General features: G+C 39.0%; 13 protein-coding genes. 9 read left to right on the plus strand and 4 right to left on the minus strand.

Annotated elements, in window-relative coordinates; translation table 11 throughout:
* Positions 1 to 52: 52 nt before the first annotated feature.
* Entirely contained in the window at positions 53 to 6,109 is a 6,057-nt protein-coding gene (locus tag PSE60_RS13235; protein ID WP_272665705.1) for a TcdA/TcdB pore-forming domain-containing protein, read from the plus strand.
* 50 nt (positions 6,110 to 6,159) lie between these two features.
* On the opposite strand, the gene PSE60_RS13240 is transcribed toward PSE60_RS13235, so the two are convergent.
* Together PSE60_RS13240 and PSE60_RS13245 are read right to left on the minus strand one after the other, a co-directional pair.
* The gene (locus tag PSE60_RS13240; RefSeq protein ID WP_210838692.1) at positions 6,160 to 9,321 is read right to left on the minus strand and encodes an efflux RND transporter permease subunit; all 3,162 of its coding nucleotides are present in this window, start codon (positions 9,319 to 9,321) and stop codon (positions 6,160 to 6,162) included.
* Positions 9,322 to 9,336: 15 nt separating this feature from the next.
* Positions 9,337 to 10,524: an efflux RND transporter periplasmic adaptor subunit gene (locus PSE60_RS13245; RefSeq protein ID WP_210838690.1), complete on the minus strand. Its 1,188-nt coding sequence runs from the start codon at positions 10,522 to 10,524 to the stop codon at positions 9,337 to 9,339.
* 134 nt (positions 10,525 to 10,658) lie between these two features.
* Between PSE60_RS13245 and acrR the strand changes: the two genes are divergently transcribed.
* The 3 genes from acrR to mscK all read left to right on the plus strand — a co-directional run bounded on the left by acrR (position 10,659) and on the right by mscK (position 15,159).
* Positions 10,659 to 11,309, plus strand: coding sequence for a multidrug efflux transporter transcriptional repressor AcrR (gene acrR / locus PSE60_RS13250; protein WP_272665706.1), 651 nt, complete (start codon positions 10,659 to 10,661; stop codon positions 11,307 to 11,309).
* Positions 11,310 to 11,321: 12 nt separating this feature from the next.
* Positions 11,322 to 11,675 (plus strand): DsrE/DsrF/TusD sulfur relay family protein, encoded by a 354-nt coding sequence (locus PSE60_RS13255; protein WP_004913652.1) that lies wholly within the window; start codon positions 11,322 to 11,324, stop codon positions 11,673 to 11,675.
* Between the two features lie 106 nt (positions 11,676 to 11,781).
* Positions 11,782 to 15,159 carry a mechanosensitive channel MscK gene (gene mscK / locus PSE60_RS13260; protein WP_272665707.1) on the plus strand — a complete coding sequence of 1,126 codons (3,378 nt, stop codon included), beginning with the start codon at positions 11,782 to 11,784 and terminating at the stop codon, positions 15,157 to 15,159.
* Positions 15,160 to 15,164: 5 nt separating this feature from the next.
* Here the strand turns inward: mscK and rsmS are convergent, their stop codons facing one another.
* The gene (gene rsmS, locus PSE60_RS13265) at positions 15,165 to 15,341 is read right to left on the minus strand and encodes a pleiotropic regulatory protein RsmS (RefSeq protein ID WP_272665708.1); all 177 of its coding nucleotides are present in this window, start codon (positions 15,339 to 15,341) and stop codon (positions 15,165 to 15,167) included.
* 18 nt (positions 15,342 to 15,359) lie between these two features.
* Positions 15,360 to 15,908, minus strand: coding sequence for a primosomal replication protein PriC (gene priC, locus PSE60_RS13270; RefSeq protein ID WP_109912058.1), 549 nt, complete (start codon positions 15,906 to 15,908; stop codon positions 15,360 to 15,362).
* Between the two features lie 142 nt (positions 15,909 to 16,050).
* Here priC and apt point away from each other — a divergent pair, with 142 nt between their 5' ends.
* The 5 genes from apt to htpG all read left to right on the plus strand — a co-directional run bounded on the left by apt (position 16,051) and on the right by htpG (position 21,992).
* Positions 16,051 to 16,602: an adenine phosphoribosyltransferase gene (gene apt / locus PSE60_RS13275; RefSeq protein ID WP_210838682.1), complete on the plus strand. Its 552-nt coding sequence runs from the start codon at positions 16,051 to 16,053 to the stop codon at positions 16,600 to 16,602.
* A gap of 112 nt (positions 16,603 to 16,714) precedes the next feature.
* The gene (dnaX, locus tag PSE60_RS13280; RefSeq protein ID WP_272665709.1) at positions 16,715 to 18,658 is read left to right on the plus strand and encodes a DNA polymerase III subunit gamma/tau; all 1,944 of its coding nucleotides are present in this window, start codon (positions 16,715 to 16,717) and stop codon (positions 18,656 to 18,658) included.
* 48 nt (positions 18,659 to 18,706) lie between these two features.
* On the plus strand, positions 18,707 to 19,036 hold the full coding sequence (locus tag PSE60_RS13285; RefSeq protein ID WP_004260403.1) for a YbaB/EbfC family nucleoid-associated protein: 330 nt from the start codon (positions 18,707 to 18,709) through the stop codon (positions 19,034 to 19,036).
* Positions 19,036 to 19,635, plus strand: a complete 600-nt coding sequence (recR, locus tag PSE60_RS13290; protein WP_004913633.1) for a recombination mediator RecR — start codon at positions 19,036 to 19,038, stop codon at positions 19,633 to 19,635. The genes PSE60_RS13285 and recR overlap by 1 nt, the downstream gene beginning before the upstream one ends.
* 488 nt (positions 19,636 to 20,123) lie before the next feature.
* Positions 20,124 to 21,992, plus strand: coding sequence for a molecular chaperone HtpG (gene htpG / locus PSE60_RS13295; protein ID WP_004913627.1), 1,869 nt, complete (start codon positions 20,124 to 20,126; stop codon positions 21,990 to 21,992).
* The last annotated feature ends 75 nt before the right edge of the window (positions 21,993 to 22,067 follow it).

The raw sequence follows: 22,067 nt of genomic DNA on the forward strand, positions 1-22,067 counted from the left end.
TAGGTTCTAAATAATATAATGCATATTTTTATTTGTATTTAAAGGGGTTTATATGCATAAGGTAATAGATAATGTCCTATCAATAGAAATTCAATATAATTACTTCTTAAAAGAAAAAATAAATAAATGGTATTCAATAAATAATACTTTTATACAACAAGCAATTTTAGATAAGAATCTAAAATCCGGAGTTATCAGTGGAGTAAGAATCAGAAATAGAGAAGCAGATTCAAAAATTAAATTATTCAGGTCAAATCCCACTGAATTTTTAGTTAATAATTCAATTAGTACTGATAGCATTACTAAATCAGGGAGGCTGTCGCCCAAAATAGATATTCAATTTGTGAAAGTTGATCATAATTCCTATGAGGTAGAACCTGTACTGAATAGTTCAGTGAAAGCCCCTTCCATGCAAATTGAATCTTATTTATTAGGATATAATGGTGCTAATCAATCCAATATATCTCCAGCTTATATTGATATACCAAAACACCCATCAAAGGCGAAATTTTTATTTACAGGAACTCTCTCAGGTTGTTCCATTATTGTAACTGAGCTAGATGAAACTACATATCGAGTTTATCATGATGGTCGAGTTAATAGCTCTATTCTTTATGACAACGTTGTGATGGCAGTAAATTATAAAGATTATCAGTGCCAATATTCTGATGAAGGGCTTGGAATGGCATATATGCAATATGAAAATGGCTCTTGGCAATTAGTATTACAAAAACAGGAATATAAAATTATTGATGGCGTTCCAATCATCACACGAAGAGATGATAAAGCTTCACTTATGGTTCAGTTTCCTTTAGCTCAAGATTCACAAGATAATATTCAACAATTTATGTTGCTACGTGATGAAAAACACTATGAATTAATGAGGATAGCAAAGGAATGTGGAGTTAGTACCAATATTTTAAATGAAATTAAATATCAAAATAATGATTTTTCATCATATGCTGAAATAGCAAGGCCATGGAATGAATTAATTAAAAAAATAAGAGAGTCAATTCAATCTGAGCTTGATGAACAATTAATTAAACTAGATAAATTAAGGGGTGAAATTGTTGAGTTAAATAGTGAAAATGAAAAATATTCATTGGAATATAACACATTAAAAAATGAATTATCTAACATTGAATTTAGCCATGATTATTTAAAGATGAAATATAATAAATCATTATCTGAAATTCTTAATGTTGAGAGAAATTGGATTTGGCTAAAAATAAAAGAAAAGAAAGGTATAGATTCAGTTGTAGACCATGAATACGATAATTCAGTCAAACTCGGAGGGAAAAATAAATTAGACATACCTATAGAAAAAAGATTTAAATTGGTTGTTAGAAATGACAGTACATTAAATAATAGCTTATTTTTTAGTGGCTATAATAACTATGAGAGTATCAATTTTAATTTTTCTACGGAAAAATTATCGTCATTAGAGTTAAAAAAAATATATTTAAATGGAGAGTTAACAATTGAGCAAAAAGGGGCTTTAAGTCATTATATTGAGATTAAATTTGAAAGCGAATACAGTGCTTATGTTCTTAATAAAAGTAAGGAAATAAAAGATTTTTTCATTAAATTTGGTAGTATAAATGCACGTCTTATTCCTCAGGATTTTTATTTATTATCTGTAAAGGATAATAATGGAGGTCGATGTTATCCATTAGTTAGAGCTATGGCAGTCGCCTTAGCAAGAGAAGATAAAAAAGGGGCAGATAATCTGATTGATAAACTATTTTATGCAACATCTTCTCCCAAAGAACTCGATTCAGTATTGTTAAAGAAAAGCTTAATTGCATTACATTCAAATGTACCCGCAAACCAAGCATCTTCATCAAATGGAGTATTAAATTTAAAAGAAATTCAATATATGTTCTCTAAATATAACTCAACAGTAATGTATTCCCTCAATACAATGAGTCATGCCATGCTACTAGGTAAGATTGTGAAGGAAGAGGAGGTTAAATATTATTTTTATGATCCAAACTTTGGAATATTTGAATTTAATGACGAAGCCAAGTTATTTTCAAGTTTGAAAAAATATTTGTTAATAAAAAAAATGGCTGAATTTTATAATGCAATGGGAAGTGAAACAGAACCTAAATTTGAATTAGTGACTATTGATATCAAAAGAATGGCAGATGTTCCTATTGGTTATGGTTTAGTGGTTGGTGACTTACATAATAAAAATGAGTTAAGTGTAGTAAGTGAGCAACGAGTAAAGGTAGACTTATTTATTGAAAATGAAAATATTATTAATCATGATTTACAATTAAAAGTATCATTACAAATACTTGATGCAAAGCAGTGGGGAGAAAGAATTGATGCTGCAATCAGAAAAATTACTCAAGAATATCGATTGGATAATAAATGGTTAATTAATTTTTTTAATATTGTAAGGCTAGATGATAACAATTATCGCATACAATTTATTCACCAAGATCAAACTATAGAGCCTCGTTGGGTTGAGACATCAGATCATACATTTATGGAGTTCTCTCATTATTTTAACCAACAACTCGCTGAAGTGAAAAATAACGATATATTTTTTAAGCGGAATTTGTCAGCAGGGAAATATCCCGTAGATGTTGAATCTGCTGATGGCTTAAATTCGGGAATTGCTATTCAAACATTAATTCAATGGGCTAGTAATAAAAATCGTGCCTCTTTGCAAGGAGCTGAGTCTAATTTAAGCATTGCTTTAAAAATTCATAGCTACACTAATTATACGATGATGGCACATGGTATTGCGAATGATATGGCCAAAGTGACCAATGTGGTTAAATCATTATGGCAAGACGGTGCTGATATATTTAAAAATAATACGCATAGTTTTGCTAATACAGTTGCTCATACAGCAAATGAAGGCGTTGGGCTTGTTTTTAATGGCGCCTTAGTTGGGTTAGATATTTATGAACTAACACAATCTGAGACGGCATCGCAAAAGGCGATTTTTCGAACTCAGCTGGGATTCGACTCCACGGCATTAGCTCTGGGTATTACGTCTATATATACTGGTGCTATTGGGGCTACAGGTATAGCGGCGTTTTGTAGCAGTGGAGCTGTTATACTTGGGGGCTTGACTATAGGTTTTACTGCGCTAGCTAAAAATTTTGGGATTATTGCTGAAGATGCTCAAGAAGTTGGTCACTATTTTTATCTTTTGGATAAAGCTTATCAAGGGAATGGATTTGATTTTATCGAAAATGGCTCTCTTTTAGTTGCAAAGCAAGGCGCGGTAATAGAAAAAATTGATTTTCAAAATAACCAAATGGTTTTTGGGAGCCAGTATATATATCGTTCTGGAAAACATGAGGCAGGTGGTGGTTATCGGAATTACTTTTTCTGGGCATCATATGCAAATGTAATAAACCATGATCGCAAAGATGCACTAAATGTTCGTGAAATAATGGAATACATGGAAAGTATTCACAGTGTCGACTATGATAAAGCTGAAATTATTATTTTACCTGGGACACCTAAGTCTTATATTAACTATAATCATAGTATGTTACCAGGAGCAACGACTCGGGGAGATTCTGGTTTTAATGTACTTAGGCGTATGGAAAAAAGCAAAAAATTTGATTTTGATTATTATGTTTTTCCATCTGAATATATTATATCAAAATTAAAACAAGAGTATATCAAAACAAATATTGATGTTTTATTAGATGCTCATAAAAGAAAGATAGCCATTCCTAGAATTCCTAAAGAATGGTATGGGTTATTAAATTATACTATTGAAAGTGTTGGCGAGGATTATGAGATAATCCTCAATGAAGGAGTAGAGTTAACACTGAAAAATAAGTTTGTTAAAAATAAAAAATCTAATCTGGTTATCAATGCGACATTACTAAATAGTGATGTTACTCATATTTTAAATGATCAATTAATTATCGGAGGAATAACTATTCATATTGATTCAAGCTCTGAATATGGGGCAGTAACGATAGTTGGGAAAAATAATGAAATAAGATTGGTTGATTTTACTAATATGAGATCTGACATTATCCAAGAGGATGCTAACCAATGGGGTAATAGTCAGGGATCAATTGATGAGTATTTGGATGAATTAGCTAAAAAAAATGAATTACATGAAAAATACATTATTGTTGAAAATTATAAATTTAATGGAGTAGAAGTAGGGCGAGCCTTTTACGATGTTAAAAATAAAAGGATGATTTATCTTAAGTCTGGTTATGCTAAAGGAAGTCTAACATTATTAGAAGCCGTGATTGACGGCAAAGCTTATCTTAAATTACCTGATAAATTAGTTGTTGCTATTGTAGATATCAATACAAATAAAACTTTAGCGATGTATTCCTTTGGGACGAGTTTTGATGGCCGCACTAAAAATATTAAAGTGTGGCAGGTCGATAACCAGGTTTATATAAGTTGCACTACAATTAAAGATAAATTTAAAGTTGAGAGCGTTTATCAATGTAATAATAATAGCCTCTATTTGCTGAGTATATCTACGATTGGTTTTATACCATCTGATTTAGATATAAATAATAAAAATAAGTTGGTTGAAAGTATTAAGGAAAAGCTATCGCCTTTTTATTATTCTAATATAGATAATAACTATAGTTTTAATAGTCAAGTATTAACTAATAAAGAAATTAAACTAGCTGATATAATTATGTTTTCTGGTGAAATTCCAGGGGAAAAAAATATACGCTTTTGGTTAAGGAACAAGGATGGGGTTATAATTAATGCTAATATAAAGGAGAGTGGTTCATCTGAGGTAGGACATATAGGTCTAAACTTAGATGTAAGTAATTATAAAACTATGTCTAACTATTTGATTTATATTGGCGGTGAATATAATTCTAAAGGAATAGAAGTGTTTTATTTTTATAACACGGAGAGCCATATTCTTTATTGGCAAGAAGATGCCTTGCTAAATGAATCAGATAAAAATAATACAATTGCACACGCTGTTGAGCTTAAAAATATCATTAATGTAGTTAATAGGGATGGCCGTTGTATAGCAACAACCCAAGAAGGTGCTATTTATCACATATTACCTAACGGGAAACCAAACTTGATAGCAGTAAATAAACTATGGCTAAAAACACACAAGAATTGGTTTGCTGAATTAACAAATCGCATTGGTGATAACAGCGTTATTTCCATTTTAGGGCTAACAAATAAAGAAAATAACCAGAAAATATTTACTTGGTATATGAATGGAAATTTATTTGTTTCAATTAGATTTTCTTCAAATCAAAAATTGAAATTTTTAGGTTGTGACGAAAAAAAGGAATCTATATATTTATTTGATATGGATAGTGGGAAATTATACATGCAAGAAAAATTAAGAACTTCAACTATCAAACAAGCATTTACTAGCGAAGGTATTTTGATATCTCCGGAGTTAATCAATTCATCGCATCGTTTATATTCGGAATTTATTTATAAAGATGCAAATCGATGTGGGGATAATTTAATTTTAAAAACTGTAGATGATGATGTAGTTATTCACTCTATAAATAATTTGACTAACTATGAAAAAACAAACGAGGGAAAGTCAGTTCTGATTAAGTCAGGCGATGATGATGATAATATTTTATCTGTATATGAAAGCAGTGATATTAAGAAAATTATTTTTCATGGTGAAGAAGGTAATGATACTTACGTTATTAGTGCGGACATGTGGAAAGATAGCAGAGTTATCGTTATTGATAATCACTCAGTTGACCTTAAAATTGATGAGGCTATATTCTTAATCGATGACTTGGATAAAATATTAGTTAATCGAAATAATAATGATCTGGTGTTTACAGACAAGAGATACAATACAAAGTTAATTTTTAGGCAGGTTTTCGGTTTACATGCAAAGCAACATCAACATTTAAATATAATTGTTCCAAACAAAGTCGAAAATATTGCACTTGATAAGCTATTACAACGATATGAGCAATATGGTTCTTTTATGTCGCTGTCGACTTATTATAATTATGACGCTATTAATAACTCAAATTTGGGTGAATCTATAGTTTTTATGAAGGAAGATAAAAGCGTATATGGCCAAGGAATTATCGGCGATAAAAAAATGAGTCGAGCCGATAGGATTTTAGCTATAGAAATGGAGTAGTATTTATTAAAAAAATGCCAGTCATTAGACTGGCATTTTATAAGTAACAGTTAGCTGTTAGCTGTTGGCGGATGGCTGTGCTCAATGTCCTCTGATTTCTTCGAGAAACGGCGACGGATCACCACGAAGAATACTGGAACGAAGAAGATAGCCAGCGAGGTCGCTGCGAACATTCCCCCAAGAACACCAGTACCTACGGAGTTCTGGGATGCAGAACCTGCACCATTACTAAACACTAGTGGGATAACACCTAACATAAAGGCGAGTGATGTCATCAGAATGGGTCGTAAACGCATTTTAACTGCATTCAGTGTTGCTTCGACTAACCCTTTACCTTCTTTTTCCATCAAGTCTTTGGCAAATTCAACAATCAGTATTGCGTTTTTCGCCGAGAGACCAATGGTGGTTAAGAGTCCCACTTTAAAGTAAACGTCGTTGTCTAAACCGCGAACACTGGTGAACAATAACGCACCAATAATACCTAATGGAACCACTAACATAACTGAGAATGGAACAGACCAGCTTTCATATAGAGCAGCCAGACACAGGAATACCACTATCAAAGAGATCGCATACAGTGCAGGGGCTTGGTTACCTGCTAAACGTTCTTGATAAGACATACCCGTCCACTCGTAACCAATTCCTTCAGGCAGGTTTTCAGTGGTGAGTTTTTCCATTAACAGCATCGCATCACCTGTACTTTTCCCAGGCGCTGCTTGGCCTTGAATATTCATCGCAGGGACACCGTTATAACGTTCTAAACGTGGTGAGCCATACTTCCAAGGATCTTTGGATTCGTCCATAAATGCAGAGAACGGAACCATTTTACCTTGGTTATTACGAACATACAGGTTACTGATGTCAGAAGGTAACATACGGCTTTCTGCGTCACCTTGTACGTAAACTTTCTTCACACGACCGCGGTCGATAAAGTCATTCACGTAGCTTCCACCAAACATAGAACTCAATGTTGCGTTGATATCACTGATAGCGACACCTTGAGCCTGTGCTTTTTGTTGGTCAATATAAATACGGTATTGCGAAGTATCATCCTGACCATTTGGACGAACACCTTGAAGCATTTCTGGGTGCTGAGCTGCCAATCCAAGTAACTGGTTACGGGCTTGCATCAGTTTATCATGCCCCAAGTTACCTTTATCGACTAACTCAAAGTCAAACCCGTCTGCGGTACCTAACTCAACAATCGCTGGTAGGTTAAAGGCGTAAATCAAGGCCTCTTGTTTTTGTGACAGTGCGATATTCGCACGCTGCACAATCGCATCAACGTGGTTTTCATCGCCTTTACGTTCGCTCCAATTTTTCAGAACGACGAAGGCAAGACCCATATTTTGTCCTTGACCTGCGAAGCTAAAGCCTCCAACGGTAAAGACCGACTCAACGTTTTTAGCTTCTTCGGTATGGTAGTAGTTATTCACTTCATCCAGTACCGCTTGGGTTTGTTCTTGCGTTGAACCTGGTGGTAATTGGATCATTGACAAGAATACCCCTTGGTCTTCCGCAGGTAAGAAGGAAGACGGTAAGCGGACAAACATGAACGCCATACCAACCACTAACAGTAGGTAAATCACGAGATAACGGCCAGTACCGTTAAGCATGCGGCTTACACTATCAGTGTAGTGGTGTGCTTGTTTTTCAAATGTGCGGTTAAACCACCCAAAGAACCCTTTCTGGCTACCATGGCTGCCTTTTTCAATTGGCTTCAACATGGTGGCACACAGTGCTGGCGTTAAGATCATCGCAACCAGTACTGATAAGATCATGGAGGATACAATGGTAATTGAGAACTGACGGTAAATTGCCCCTGTAGAACCGCCAAAGAAGGCCATAGGAATAAATACCGCAGACAGCACCATTGCAATACCGACTAACGCACCTTGGATTTGACCCATTGATTTTTTGGTCGCTTCTTTTGGTGATAAGCCTTCTTCTTGCATAACACGCTCCACGTTCTCAACAACAACGATGGCGTCATCGACGAGAAGCCCGATGGCGAGTACCATCGCGAACATGGTCAAGGTGTTTATGGAATAACCAAATGCCGACAAGATAGCAAAGGTACCTAACAATACGACAGGTACTGCAATCGTTGGTATCAGTGTTGCACGGATGTTTTGTAGGAACAAATACATTACAACAACAACCAGCATGATTGCTTCTACTAACGTTTTAACCACTTCGTTAATTGAAATTTTAACGAATGGGGTTGTATCGTATGGATAAACAATCTCTAACCCTTGAGGGAAGAAAGGTTTCATTTCCTCAAGCGCAGCACGAACGTTATTAGACGTATCTAATGCGTTCGCTCCCGTTGCCAGTTTAATACCGATACCTGCTGCGGGCTTACCATTAAAGCGGGCAATCGTACTATAGTTTTCAGCACCTAATTGAACCTCAGCAACATCCTTAATACGTACTTGTGAACCATCTTGGTTTACACGTAATAAAATATTGCTAAATTCTTCAGGGCTATTTAGCCGTGTCTGCGCAATGATAGAAACGTTTAAACGCTGATTTGCTACAGATGGTGAACCACCGAGTTGTCCTGCTGCGACTTGGTTATTTTGAACTTTAATCGCATTAATGACATCCGTAGTGGTCATATTGTACTTAACGAGTTGCTCTGGTTTTAACCAAATACGCATCGCATATTGGGTACCGAACAGTTGAGTTTCACCTACACCGTTAACTCGGCTAAGTGGGTCTTTAATATTTGACCCTACATAGTCGGCAATATCATATTGCCCCATTGAGCCATCGTTAGAAACGAAACCCGCAACCATTAAGAATGAACTAGTTGATTTATCGACACTAATACCTTGTTGCTGAACTTCTTGTGGCAACAATGGCATCGCTAGTTGCAATTTGTTTTGCACCTGTACTTGCGCGATATCACCATCAGTTCCTGCTTCAAATGTCAGCGTAATGCTAGCAGAACCTGATGAATCACTGCTCGATGACATATATACCAAGTTATCGATACCGTTCATGTTCTGTTCGATAACCTGCGTTACTGTATTTTGTACCGTCTCAGCATCCGCTCCCGGATAGTTAGCTGAAATAGAAACAGCTGGTGGCGCGATGGTCGGGTACTGCGAAACAGGTAACTGGATAATTGCCAACAGACCAGCAAGCATGGTGATAATGGCAATTACCCACGCAAAAATTGGTCTTTCTATAAAAAACTTAGGCATTAATCAGCCGCTCCCTTATTTAGACTTTTCTTCAGGTTTTGCCTGATTGTCTATGGATTGCGTTTCTAAGTTTGCTTCCTTAGGATTCACAACAATTCCTGGTTTGATTTTTTGCAAGCCGATGACGATGACGCGATCACCTGCTTGTAGACCTTCAGTGACCAGCCATTTGTTGCCAATCGCTTGTCCAGCTTTAACTTTTCTGACTTCAACTTTATTCTCAGCGCCAACAACCATGACTTGAGAAGTACCTTGAGCCGTACGAGACAAGCCTTGTTGCGGAACTAGAATCGCATTGTCAATAACACCATCTTCTAATACAGCACGAACAAACATACCTGGAAGTAACTCTTTATTCGGGTTAGGGAACATGGCTCTCATTGTGATAGACCCTGTTGTTTCATCAACAGTGACATCAGAGAATTCCAGAACACCTTTTTGTGCGTATTCTTGACCGTTGTTGTTGATCAAGCTGACAGGCGCTTTTCCTGATTCTCGCTGTACAGCGCCTTTCGCTATCTCATTTTTGAGGCGTAAGAAATCGTCACTCGATTGCGTTACGTCAACATAGATAGGATCAAGTTGCTGAACACGCATTAATTCAGTGGTTTGCCCTGTTGATACTAAAGCCCCTTCAGTCACATTCGATTTGCCAGTACGGCCGCTAATCGGTGCAGTCACTTTGGTATAATTCAGGTTGATACGTGCAGTTTCAACCGCCGCTTCAGCCGCTTTGACGGCAGCGAGTGCTTGCGCATAGGTTGAAGTCGCTTGGTCGTATTCCTGACGACTAATGTAATTAGTCCCTAACAATGGTTTATAACGCTTCACCGTTAATGCAGCCAGATTCGCATTAGCTTGTGCTTTTGCTAGCTCCGCTTTTGCGCTGTCATAAGTTGCTTGGAATGGTGCCGGGTCAATTTGGTATAAAGATGTCCCTGCTTCTACGTCGCTACCTTCTTTATAGTTGCGCTTCAATATGATGCCACTAACCTGAGGACGAACCTCGGCAACACGAAATGCGGATGTACGGCCTGGTAACTCGGTTTTGAGCGTCAGAGGTTCGGCTTTAAGCGTAACAATTCCTACTTCAGGCGCCGGGCGTTCTCCGCCACCTTGTTGTTCATCGTTACAACCGGATAGAGCCAAGCCACCTGAAAGAACTAACAGAGCCAGAGGTAACACCCCTCTGTTTTTTCGCATAAGTTAACCTCAATTAATCAATATGAGTTCAAAACAAAAATAAGAAAAATGGTAAACAATATGATTTATCACTGTGCTATAGTACAAACATACACGAATGTATGTAAATCAGCTTTCGATAGAAACGGGTCACAATGGCACGAAAAACTAAACAACAGGCTGAAGAAACCCGTCAGGAAATATTAGATGCTGCCATCAAAACATTCTCTGAACGAGGAGTTTCTGCCACATCATTAGCCGATATTGCAAAAGCAGCGGGGGTTACCCGAGGTGCAATATATTGGCATTTCAAAAACAAAGTTGATCTCTTTTATCAAGCTTGTGAATTTGGTGATAACCAAATAGTACAAGCTGAAGAATATTATCATTCTAAATATACCAACGATCCACTTTCAATACTAAGAGAATTATTAGTTTATATTTTGACTGATTTTATTGAAAGCCCTAAAAACCGCGCTTTGATGGAAATTTTCTTTTTGAAGTGCGAATTAGTTGGCGAAATGGCAGAGTTAGTTGATTTTAAACGCGCTAATTACGTCGCAAGCCAATGCCGAATTGTGGATAACTTGACCGCCTGTATTGATGCGGGGCAGCTTCCTGCAGACCTTGATGTGGAGTGTGCCGCGATTATGATCCGCTCATTAATGTCTGGTTTGTTAGAAAACTGGCTACTCCAATCAGAAAATTTTAATATTAATCAACATACAATTACATTGGTTGATACACTATTAGAAACACTAAAATGTAATACCGCAATCCGGTTAAAACCCATTCAAACTGAATAAGTGGAGTCCGACATGACCTCTATCTTGATTATTGCCAACGGGGCACCTTACGGCAGTGAAACATTGTTCAACTCATTGCGATTAGCGATAACGTTAAAAGAGCAAGAGCCACAGTTAGATTTAAAAATTTTTCTGATGTCAGATGCAGTGACAGCAGGTTTAGCGGCTCAAAAGCCTAAAGAAGGCTATAACCTTCAACAAATGTTAGAAATTTTAACGGCACAAAATGTTCCCGTTAAATTATGTAAAACTTGTACAGATGCCCGTGGTGTGAGTGAATTAACCCTTGCTGATGGTGTTGAAGTTGGTACATTGGTCGAGCTTGCAAGCTGGACATTAACGGCTGATAAAGTATTAACTTTCTAATATTCTACGTAAAATGTGTTTGGTTAGGTAAAATTAGGTGCTGATAGGCTATTATCGGCACTTTGTTTAATTAAGCAACGTATTATTCGTATAAAGGAATGCCATTATGATGAAACAACAATGGAAGTGGCAGCAGTTAGTATCAATCATACTGTTCTTTTTCATCGCATCTTTTTCCAGCTCAATTACGGCATTAACGTCAAATAGCTTACCCAGCAAGAATGAAATAAAAAGTGCACTCAATGCATTGAATAAAAAAAGCTCACTCAGTGAGGAAGATAAACTTGTTCTCGCCGACCTGGAAAAAACCTCAGATTTTTATAACGAATTGGATAAACTCGAGCAACGAACGGCTGATCTGCAAAAAAAACTCAGTAGCGCGAGTGAAGAATCAAAACAAGCTGCGCAAGGTTTGTTGCAAATAAAAAATGAAAATGAGCAACTTACTGAAAATTTTCTACGAAAAATACAAGATAGCTCTCTTTCACAATTAGAAGCATTACAAACCTCCTACTTAGAAAATCTGCAAACAGAACAAAATGACCTCGCAACCTATAGTAGCCAATTAATTGGCTTACAAACGCAGCCTGAAAGGGCACAAGCGATGATGTTGGAAAATGCGAGGCGATTGCAGGAAATTCGTAATGAGCTAAATAGTTCATTAAATGAATCTGTGAATTTAAGGCCGACTCAAATCACAATGCTGCAAGTTGAACAGTATTTATTACAGCAGCAAAATGAATATCAAAAACGTATCCTACAGACGAATACCCAATTACAAGATGTGCTGCAAAAACAGCGTGATTATACCGCAGCATATATTGAACAATTGGAACATCATATTCAGCAAGTACAAAATGCGATAAGCCATCGCCGCTTAAATGACTCCCAATCAACGGTGCGTGAAGCATTAAGTACTTCTGAAACCGATATCAAAGCCCAACAAAATCCCCTTATTCAGAAAGAAATTGGGATTAATAATGCGCTGAGCGACCGGTTAATCGCAGTGACAGAAAATAGCAATAAATTGGTTCAAAATGGTATCCGTGTAAAAACCTGGCTCGAAAGAGCGACACAATCAGAACGAAATCTAAAAGAACAAATTAATGTATTACGCGGTAGCTTATTGCTTTCACGAATTTTGTTTCAACAACAAATTGACTTACCACCTGATATTCTAACGAAAAATTTACCCACAACGATCGCCGATTTGCGACTTGAACAATTTGATGTTAACCAACAGCGTGATGAGCTTTACCAACCTAATGATTATATTACGAAGTTGGAACAGCAATTTGAAATAAAAGCCGGGGATGAGTCTACAAACAGCACATTATTATCAACGGAAGATAAATCCACATTATTGAAATTATTAGAAGTTCGTCGTGGGTTATTAGATGAACTTAACCAGCAGCTTGGCGGGCAAATTTCCCAAGCAATTAACCTACAATTGGATCAAAACCAATTATTGAGTGTGGTGGGGTCGCTTGAAAATACCTTGGCGCAGCAAATATTTTGGGTGAATAGTAACAAACCGATTGATTTGGAATGGGTGAAAGCTTTCCCTGAAGCCGCAGCGACACAAATTAACAGCTTTGATTTTAGTTTATCAAACCGCAGCATTAAACGGGGTGTGAGTAATTCACTGTTAGTGGTTATTCCACTTGTTTTGGTTGCGCTACTGTTTATTTGGTTTAATCGTAAAATTAATAATCGATTGCAAGATATTGACCAACGGCTTTCCAGTTTACGCAATGATAGCGTGCTAAGTACACCATTTGCGATCCTGCTGACATTAATGCAAACATTGCCTATTTCACTGTTTTTACTCGCATTTGGTTACTGGTTTTTGAAAACAGGGAATGTACAAGGCCCATTTTTCTGGCAGTTCAGCCAACAGTTAGCGATATTTTGGGCGTTATTTGAGCTGACGTTTCGTGTGTTAAGGCCCCAAGGTATCGCACAAAAGCATTTTGGTATTGAAAAAGAGAAAATATCTCAGACACGACGTCGAATGATTAGGTTATCGATTCCTTTGGTGCCACTTATTTTCTTTTCTACTTATGGTGTTAGCAACCCACTAAAAGTGTCTGAGGACGTGATTGGCCAGTTAATTGTGCTGGTTTCCCTTATACTGTTGTGTATCTTTACAATCCCATTCTGTAAACAGGTTTGGCAAGAGAAAGGTAGCCACTTAACGCGCAGTATTGTCATGACATTACTGACTTTTTCGCCATTAATTTTAGTGGGCTTAATGATGGCGGGGTATTACTACACGACATTGCGTTTGGCTAATCGTTGGTTAGATAGCCTCTATCTTTTACTCCTGTGGTATATCACTTACAATGCTTGCTTAAGGGGACTAACACTGGTTGCTCGTAAGTTGGCATATCAACGTGCCATAGAACGTCGTGCGATGTTGAAGCAAGAAGATGTTGAAAACGAACCCATTAAAGAGCCACCAATGACCATCGAGTTGATTAGCCAGCAATCGCTACGCCTTACAACGATGGTATTGTTTATTATCTTTGCTTTAGCGTTTTATGCGATTTGGTCTGACTTCATCACCATTTTCTCTTTCTTAGATAGCGTGAATTTGTGGAGCTATACCACCACATCGGCAGAAGGGGGAAATATCTTACAATTCGTGACGTTAGCGAATTTAATATTGGCTCTTGTGATCATCATTGTGTCTTGGGTGATGACGCGAAATCTCCCTGGGCTATTGGAAGTATTGGTATTATCACGGTTAAAACTCCGTCAGGGTTCTACTTATGCGATTACGACAATATTAACCTATATTATCGTGGGGATTGGCGCGATAGCCTCGTTAGGGATGATCGGCGTGACATGGAATAAATTGCAATGGTTAGCCGCTGCTTTAACTGTCGGGTTAGGGTTTGGCTTACAGGAAATTTTTGCCAACTTTGTCTCAGGGATCATTTTACTATTCGAACGGCCGATCCGTATTGGGGATACAGTGACTATTGGGACTTATTCAGGAACGGTTAGTAAAATTCGTATTCGTGCGACAACCATCGTCGATTTTGATCGTAAAGAAGTGATCATTCCGAATAAAGCTTTTGTGACTGAGCGGTTGATCAACTGGTCGTTATCAGACACCGTCACGCGTATCACGATTGCGATCGGCGTGGCATATGGTTCTGATCTAGATAAAGTGAAGCGGGTCTTATTATCCGCAGCAACCAATAATAACAAGGTGATGACCGAACCCGCTCCCAATGTCTATTTCACCAGTTTTGGCGCCAGTACGTTAGACCATGAATTACGTTTTTATGTACGGCAAATTGGTGACCGTGGCGTGACAAGTGATGAAGTGAATCGCGCGATAGACAAATTATGTCGAGAAAATGACATTGATATTGCATTCAACCAGTTAGAGGTTCATTTGCATAATAATAAAGGTGATGAAGTGCAAGAAGTGAAGCGAACACCTAAAGATAGTGATGGTGAAACGCACTAGGCCCGTTAAGTTTCTTTGGTGCAAGTAGCTTGTGCTGCTTGCACTTGTTTTGACATATAATCATTTTTCACAATTTCAAGTGCTTTGAGAACCACATCGGTGTCTATCTCAGCGGTTTCTAATAAGTAGATTAAATCAACAGCAAGTTGGACTTCTTGTGGCGCATCTTTGAGTGAACTCATACTGATTCCTTCCAATATTTAATCAAAATATTGATTTTCCTGATGTTCAATGGCTTTCTCAATACGTAAAAGTGCTTGGCGGCAACGGTACAAACGGCCAGCAAGTACAGCGAGTTCTTTTTGGCACTGGTGTTGTAGACGGTGGTCAGTTAGCTCACTTAAATGAAGCTCTTTTTCACTTACCATGGCTTGTAAGCGTCGTTCATAGTCTTGGTGTTGCGATAAACGTTCATATAAATCAATCTGTTCCTTTTTCTTAGTAAAGCTGGATTCTTTTTCACGTAAAGCTTGTGTAGAAATCTCCCGAGAAATGGCTTGTATTTGGTGGACAATTTTCTCCGTCAGGAAATTGACCTGCTCGCTGTGGTTTAACGTTACGCTATGGCACAATTGCTGATACAAGGTCTGTAATTCATTTTGGCAATCGCCTAAACGGGTAGATTTGCGGCTAAACAATTGCATGTCGAAGCGTGAATGTGAAAACTCAAGGTCTTTTATGGGGTCAACTCGAGTTTTCAATTCATCAATCTGCTTTTTTAACGCATCTAAAAGAGCGGGGATTTTCATTTTTTGTTCTCATTAAGTGTCAAAAATAGCGGAATATTGATATTCAGCAACAAAACTGATGCCAAATTGACGGCTTCTTATTGCATTTTTATGGTACTTTACATAGATTCTACACTTTCGTGTTTACTACATGGCTTTTATTATGACCGCTAAAGAGCAACAACTGCAATTGATTAAAGAAAGTATCGCATCTATCCAAGATTATCCAATCGAAGGTGTGATTTTTCGTGACATTACCACTTTATTAAATAACCCTGCTGCATACCAAGCAACAATTGATATGTTAGTCGAACATTATCAAAATAAAGGCGTCACTAAAATTGTAGGAACTGAAGCGCGTGGTTTTCTATTCGGCGCTCCAGTCGCATTACGTTTAGGCGTAGGTTTTGTCCCTGTGCGTAAAAAAGGGAAATTACCACGTGAAGTATTAAGTATGACTTACGACCTCGAATATGGCACCGATACGCTTGAAATCCATAAAGACAGCATCAACCCTGACGATAACGTCTTAGTTGTTGATGATCTACTCGCGACAGGTGGTACAGTGGAAGCAACGGTGAAAATGATCAAACAGCTTGGTGCTAATGTTGTGGATGCGGCATTTATCATCTGTTTACCTGATCTTGGCGGCGTTGAGCGTCTACAAAAAGAAGGTGTTTCTTCGTATAGCCTTGTTGAGTTCCCAGGCCACTAATCTTTATTTTCCCTCTATTTTTATCACAGCCTCGCTGTATAGGTTGAGGCTGTGGTAGCATGGTACTATGATTATATATATTCACGTACCATGTTAAATGACAGTGGAATCCATGAGCTATCAGGTACTTGCCCGTAAGTGGCGCCCCCAAAAATTTTCAGACGTTGTTGGTCAACAGCACGTTTTGACTGCACTCGCTAATGGGCTAACGCATCAGCGGCTTCATCATGCCTATCTTTTCTCCGGTACACGTGGCGTAGGAAAAACGACGATTGCTCGCCTGTTTGCCAAAGGCCTTAATTGCGAAACAGGGATAACTGCATCGCCTTGTGGGCAATGCGCCAATTGCCTTGAAATAGAGCAAGGGCGATTTGTCGATTTAATTGAAATTGACGCAGCCTCTCGTACTAAAGTCGAAGATACTCGTGAATTATTAGACAATGTCCAATATGCACCGGCACGTGGGCGCTTCAAAGTTTATTTAATTGACGAAGTACACATGTTGTCTCGTCATAGTTTCAATGCGTTATTAAAAACCCTTGAAGAACCACCTGAACATGTGAAGTTTTTGTTGGCGACGACTGACCCGCAAAAACTCCCTGTGACCATTTTGTCCCGCTGCTTGCAATTCCACTTAAAAGCGTTAGATGTCACGCAAATCAGTGAGCAACTTGAACTCATCCTGAATGCAGAAAATATTGAACATGATCAACGTGCTCGCCAGCTGATAGCAAGAGCGGCAGATGGCAGTTTACGTGATGCATTAAGCTTAACTGACCAAGCCATTGCTATGGGACAAGGGAAAGTTACGGCTGATATAGTTAGCCAAATGCTAGGAACCCTTGATGACGAACAGCCATTAGCCATTATTGAAGCACTAGTACGTGCTGATAGCATGGCGGTGATGGAACAGGTAGAGCAAGCTGCTAGTCGCGGTGCGGATTGGGAAAACTTGCTGGTGGAAATTCTGTCGCAATTACACCGTATAGCAATGATCCAACTGCTTCCTGCAGAACAAGAAACAGACCCATCATCGACAGAAGGACGGTTACGGCAGGTTGCAAGGGTAATTTCCCCTGCAGATCTCCAATTGTTTTACCAAACGTTATTAGTTGGAAGAAAAGAACTACCCTATGCCCCTGAGCGGCGTATGGGGGTTGAAATGGCACTATTACGTGCATTAGCTTTTCATCCTAAAAATGTGATTGCTGAAATTGAAGCACCGCCACAGGTTATTCCACAAGTAGCTACCCAGTCAGCGCCGCCAGTGGCATCAAATATGTCCCAAAGGGTGCCTCCGACACAAGCACGAGCGGAAAACCTGCCAGACAATAGCCCAACATTACAGTTATTGAAGGCGAGGCAGGCGTTACAATCTCCCCAAAGTGAGGATCCTAGCCCAAAAAAGGCTAAACCGGTGATGCCTGAAAGGGCTAAGCCGGCGGCATCAGCACTGGAAAGGCTGGCCGCCGTGACCAGCAAACATCAACAAAATGTGGAAAATAGAGCGGCTCAGGCAGCAAAACCACAAAAACCAAAGCAGTACCAATGGAAGCCGCAAAATGAAGAGGCGATGGCTCCAAAAGAAGCGGTAACAACGCCAAGCGGAATCAAAGAGGCGTTGGAATATGAAAAAACGCCTGAATTAGCCGTTAAAATCATTGAAGAAGGGCGAATTCGGGATAGCTGGTCAGGGAAAATCGCAAAATTAAATATTCCCAAACTGGTTGAACAATTAGCTTTGAATTCATATATAGAAGAATTAAGTGAGTCGCAAATTGTTTTACATTTGCGCTCGGCTCAGAAGCACCTCGATAAACCATCGGCACACAAAGTGTTGGAAGAAGCTCTGAGTGAACAATATGGTCGTACTGTTGAACTGAAAATCGTTCATGATGATAATAGCGAGGTGAAAACCCCGCTAGAATGGCGACAGGCGATTTATGAAGAAAAACTGGCACAAGCGCGCCAGTCTATTATTGCGGATAAAACGATTCAAAAACTGCGCTCAATGTTTGATGCGCAATTAGATGAAGAGAGTATTCGCCCCGTTTAACGCTACAGTCTCATTATTAAGCTGTAGCCTCAGTTGTGAGAGATAACTATGTTTGGTAAAGGTGGATTGGGTAACCTGATGAAACAGGCCCAGCAAATGCAAGATAAAATGCAAAAAGTTCAGGAAGAAATCGCTCAACTAGAAGCTACAGGCGAATCTGGTGCTGGGTTAGTTAAAGTGACGATTAATGGCTCACATAACTGCCGCCGTGTTGAGATTGACCCTAGCTTGCTCGAAGACGACAAAGAAATGTTAGAAGATTTGATTGCCGCAGCATTTAATGATGCTGCACGTCGTATCGAAGAAACTCAGAAAGAAAAAATGGCGAGTGTTTCCAGTGGTATGCAATTACCACCAGGCTTTAAGATGCCATTCTAATGCAAACAAGTCCGCTTCTTGAATCGTTGATGGAAGCTCTGCGCTGTCTTCCGGGGGTTGGCCCCAAGTCAGCGCAGCGAATGGCTTTTCATCTTTTACAGCGTGACCGCAGTGGTGGAATGCGTTTAGCGCAATCGCTCACTCGAGCCATGTCTGAAATAGGTCACTGCCGTGATTGCCGAACATTTACAGAACAAGATATCTGTAATATTTGCGATAACCCGCGTCGTCAACAAAATGGTTTGATTTGTATTGTTGAAAGTCCAGCAGATATCTATGCAATAGAACAAACCGGGCAATTTTCCGGGCGCTATTTTGTCCTTATGGGGCATTTATCACCACTTGATGGTATCGGCCCAATGGATATCGGCCTTGATAGACTCGAAGAGCGTTTGGCGTCCGAGACTATCACTGAAGTGATTTTAGCAACCAATCCAACGGTTGAAGGAGAAGCGACGGCAAACTATATTGGGCAAATGTGTGCTCAATATGGGGTAGCGGCGAGCCGAATTGCGCACGGGGTGCCTGTGGGTGGGGAGTTAGAGTTAGTCGATAGTACGACGTTGTCTCATTCGCTCTCCGGCCGCCTTAAACTTTGATATCCTCGTCATACTTTGCACTGTAGCGTTGTTGTCTTCATGCGTTAACCCTAGTCACATACTGGTGTATGCTCCTAGGGATTAACGTATTTGACGCCTAGCTACAGCACAAATTATTTAGAGGATGATATTGATTTCGTTTTTCTAAAATCCCCCTACAGAATTCAGTTACTAATTTGAGCCGTAGGGGGCTGCACTCGGTGACTCGGGTCACATACTAGTATGCTCCTAGGAATTAACGTATTTGACGCCTAGCTACAGTACAAATTATTTAGAGGGTAGACTGGGGAAAGGGAATGATTTTTTAATCTAACTCTCTAAAATATCTCATTGAGTTATTATTTTCTTTTTAATCATTGGCTTTTGACTTTGATTAGCTAAATTTTTTATCCCTTTCGCTTGAATTTCTGTTTTTCGCCCCCAACTAATCTGCATCGATAAGTCAAACCTATCCAATTAGATTGATGAAATAGAGGCGATTAATGAGTATGAAAGGACAGGAAACGCGTGGTTTCCAATCAGAAGTTAAACAACTCCTCCAATTAATGATCCACTCTCTTTATTCGAATAAAGAGATTTTCTTACGTGAATTGATCTCCAACGCATCAGATGCAGCCGATAAACTGCGTTTTCGAGCATTATCTAAACCAGAATTGTATGAAAACGATGGTGAGCTGCGTGTGCGTATTAGTGCCGATAAAGACCAAGGTACATTGACCATCAGCGATAACGGTATCGGTATGAGCCGTGAAGAGGTGATTGAAAACCTTGGGACTATCGCTAAATCAGGCACAAAAGCATTCTTAGAGTCATTAGGTAGCGACCAAGTCAAAGACAGCCAGATGATTGGCCAATTTGGTGTTGGTTTCTATTCCGCATTTATTGTGGCCGATAAAGTAACTGTACGTAGCCGTGCGGCGGGTGCTCCTGCCGATGAAGGTGTGTTCTGGGAATCTGCCGGTGAAGGTGAATACACCATTGCTGATATTGAAAAAGCGGAGCGCGGCACCGAAATTACCTTACATTTACGCGATGATGAAAAAGAATATCTCGATAACTGGCGCCTGCGTTCAGTGATTAGCAAATATTCTGACCATATTGCTTTACCCGTTGAAATCGAAGAAAAAAATGAAGAAGACGGTACGGTAACTTGGGAAAAAATTAACCAAGCGAAAGCATTATGGACTCGTAGTAAATCTGAAATTTCAGACGAAGAATACGCGGAATTCTATAAACATATCTCCCATGACTACGCAGACCCGCTGACATGGACACATAACCGCGTAGAAGGTAAGCAAGAATATACTAGCTTGCTGTATGTGCCGTCTAAAGCCCCGTTTGATCTATGGAATCGTGACCAACAGCATGGTTTGAAACTCTATGTTCAACGCGTATTTATTATGGATGACGCGGAACAGTTCATGCCGAATTACCTGCGCTTTATTCGTGGGGTGCTAGATTCCAATGATTTACCGTTGAACGTTTCGCGGGAAATACTGCAAGACAGCGCATTAACCCGTAGTTTGCGCAGTGCCTTAACCAAACGCGTTCTGCAAATGTTGGAAAAACTGGCCAAATCTGATGCAGAAAAATACCAAACCTTCTGGCAACAATTTGGTTTAGTGATGAAAGAAGGCCCCGCAGAGGATATGGCAAATAGCGAAACTATTGCTAAACTTCTGCGTTTTGCGACGACTCATACCGATAGCAGTGTACAGAACGTCTCTTTAGAAGAGTATGTTAGCCGCATGGTTGAAGGCCAAGATAAAATCTATTATATCACTGCAGATAGCTATGCAGCGGCAAAAGGTAGTCCACACCTTGAATTGTTCCGTAAAAAAGGTATTGAAGTCTTGCTGTTATCTGACCGTATTGACGAATGGATGATGAACTATCTGTCTGAATTCGACGGTAAACAGTTCCAATCCGTAAGCAAAGCAGACGAGTCATTAGATAAGCTAGCGGATGAAAACAAAGCGGAACAAGAGGAAGCGGATAAGCAACTAGAGCCATTTGTTGAACGCGTTAAGTCATTCCTTGGTGAGCGTGTTAAAGACGTTAAACTCACGCATCGCTTAACGGATACCCCGGCCATTGTCACGACAGACGTGGATGAAATGAGTACACAAATGGCGAAACTGTTTGCAGCAGCCGGGCAAGCCGCGCCAGAAGTAAAATATAACTTCGAATTGAACCCAACGCATCCATTGGTGAAAAAAGCTGCAGAAGTGTCAGATGAATCCGTGTTTGCTGATTGGGTGGATGTTTTGTTGGATCAAGCACTGTTAGCAGAACGTGGCACATTGGAAGATCCAAACCTATTTATACGTAAAATCAATGAATTACTTTTAAAGTAATTTGATTCGATATTTTCGATATTGAGCATAAACCACGCTTTTGCTTGTGCTTTAGCGTGGTTTTTTTCTTTTGCG

It is taken from the genome of Providencia sp. PROV174, assembly GCF_028480685.1.
Classification (GTDB): Bacteria; Pseudomonadota; Gammaproteobacteria; order Enterobacterales; family Enterobacteriaceae; genus Providencia; species Providencia rettgeri.

Excerpts from the sequence above, each read along its gene's own strand:
- rsmS (WP_272665708.1), bottom strand. The coding sequence starts at position 15,341 with ATGAGTTCACTCAAAGATGCGCCACAAGAAGTCCAACTTGCTGTTGAT.
- mscK (WP_272665707.1), top strand. The coding sequence starts at position 11,782 with ATGATGAAACAACAATGGAAGTGGCAGCAGTTAGTATCAATCATACTG.
- PSE60_RS13245 (WP_210838690.1), bottom strand. The coding sequence starts at position 10,524 with ATGCGAAAAAACAGAGGGGTGTTACCTCTGGCTCTGTTAGTTCTTTCA.
- PSE60_RS13255 (WP_004913652.1), top strand. The coding sequence starts at position 11,322 with ATGACCTCTATCTTGATTATTGCCAACGGGGCACCTTACGGCAGTGAA.
- acrR (WP_272665706.1), top strand. The coding sequence starts at position 10,659 with ATGGCACGAAAAACTAAACAACAGGCTGAAGAAACCCGTCAGGAAATA.
- apt (WP_210838682.1), top strand. The coding sequence starts at position 16,051 with ATGACCGCTAAAGAGCAACAACTGCAATTGATTAAAGAAAGTATCGCA.
- PSE60_RS13285 (WP_004260403.1), top strand. The coding sequence starts at position 18,707 with ATGTTTGGTAAAGGTGGATTGGGTAACCTGATGAAACAGGCCCAGCAA.
- priC (WP_109912058.1), bottom strand. The coding sequence starts at position 15,908 with ATGAAAATCCCCGCTCTTTTAGATGCGTTAAAAAAGCAGATTGATGAA.
- PSE60_RS13235 (WP_272665705.1), top strand. The coding sequence starts at position 53 with ATGCATAAGGTAATAGATAATGTCCTATCAATAGAAATTCAATATAAT.
- recR (WP_004913633.1), top strand. The coding sequence starts at position 19,036 with ATGCAAACAAGTCCGCTTCTTGAATCGTTGATGGAAGCTCTGCGCTGT.
- dnaX (WP_272665709.1), top strand. The coding sequence starts at position 16,715 with ATGAGCTATCAGGTACTTGCCCGTAAGTGGCGCCCCCAAAAATTTTCA.
- htpG (WP_004913627.1), top strand. The coding sequence starts at position 20,124 with ATGAAAGGACAGGAAACGCGTGGTTTCCAATCAGAAGTTAAACAACTC.
- PSE60_RS13240 (WP_210838692.1), bottom strand. The coding sequence starts at position 9,321 with ATGCCTAAGTTTTTTATAGAAAGACCAATTTTTGCGTGGGTAATTGCC.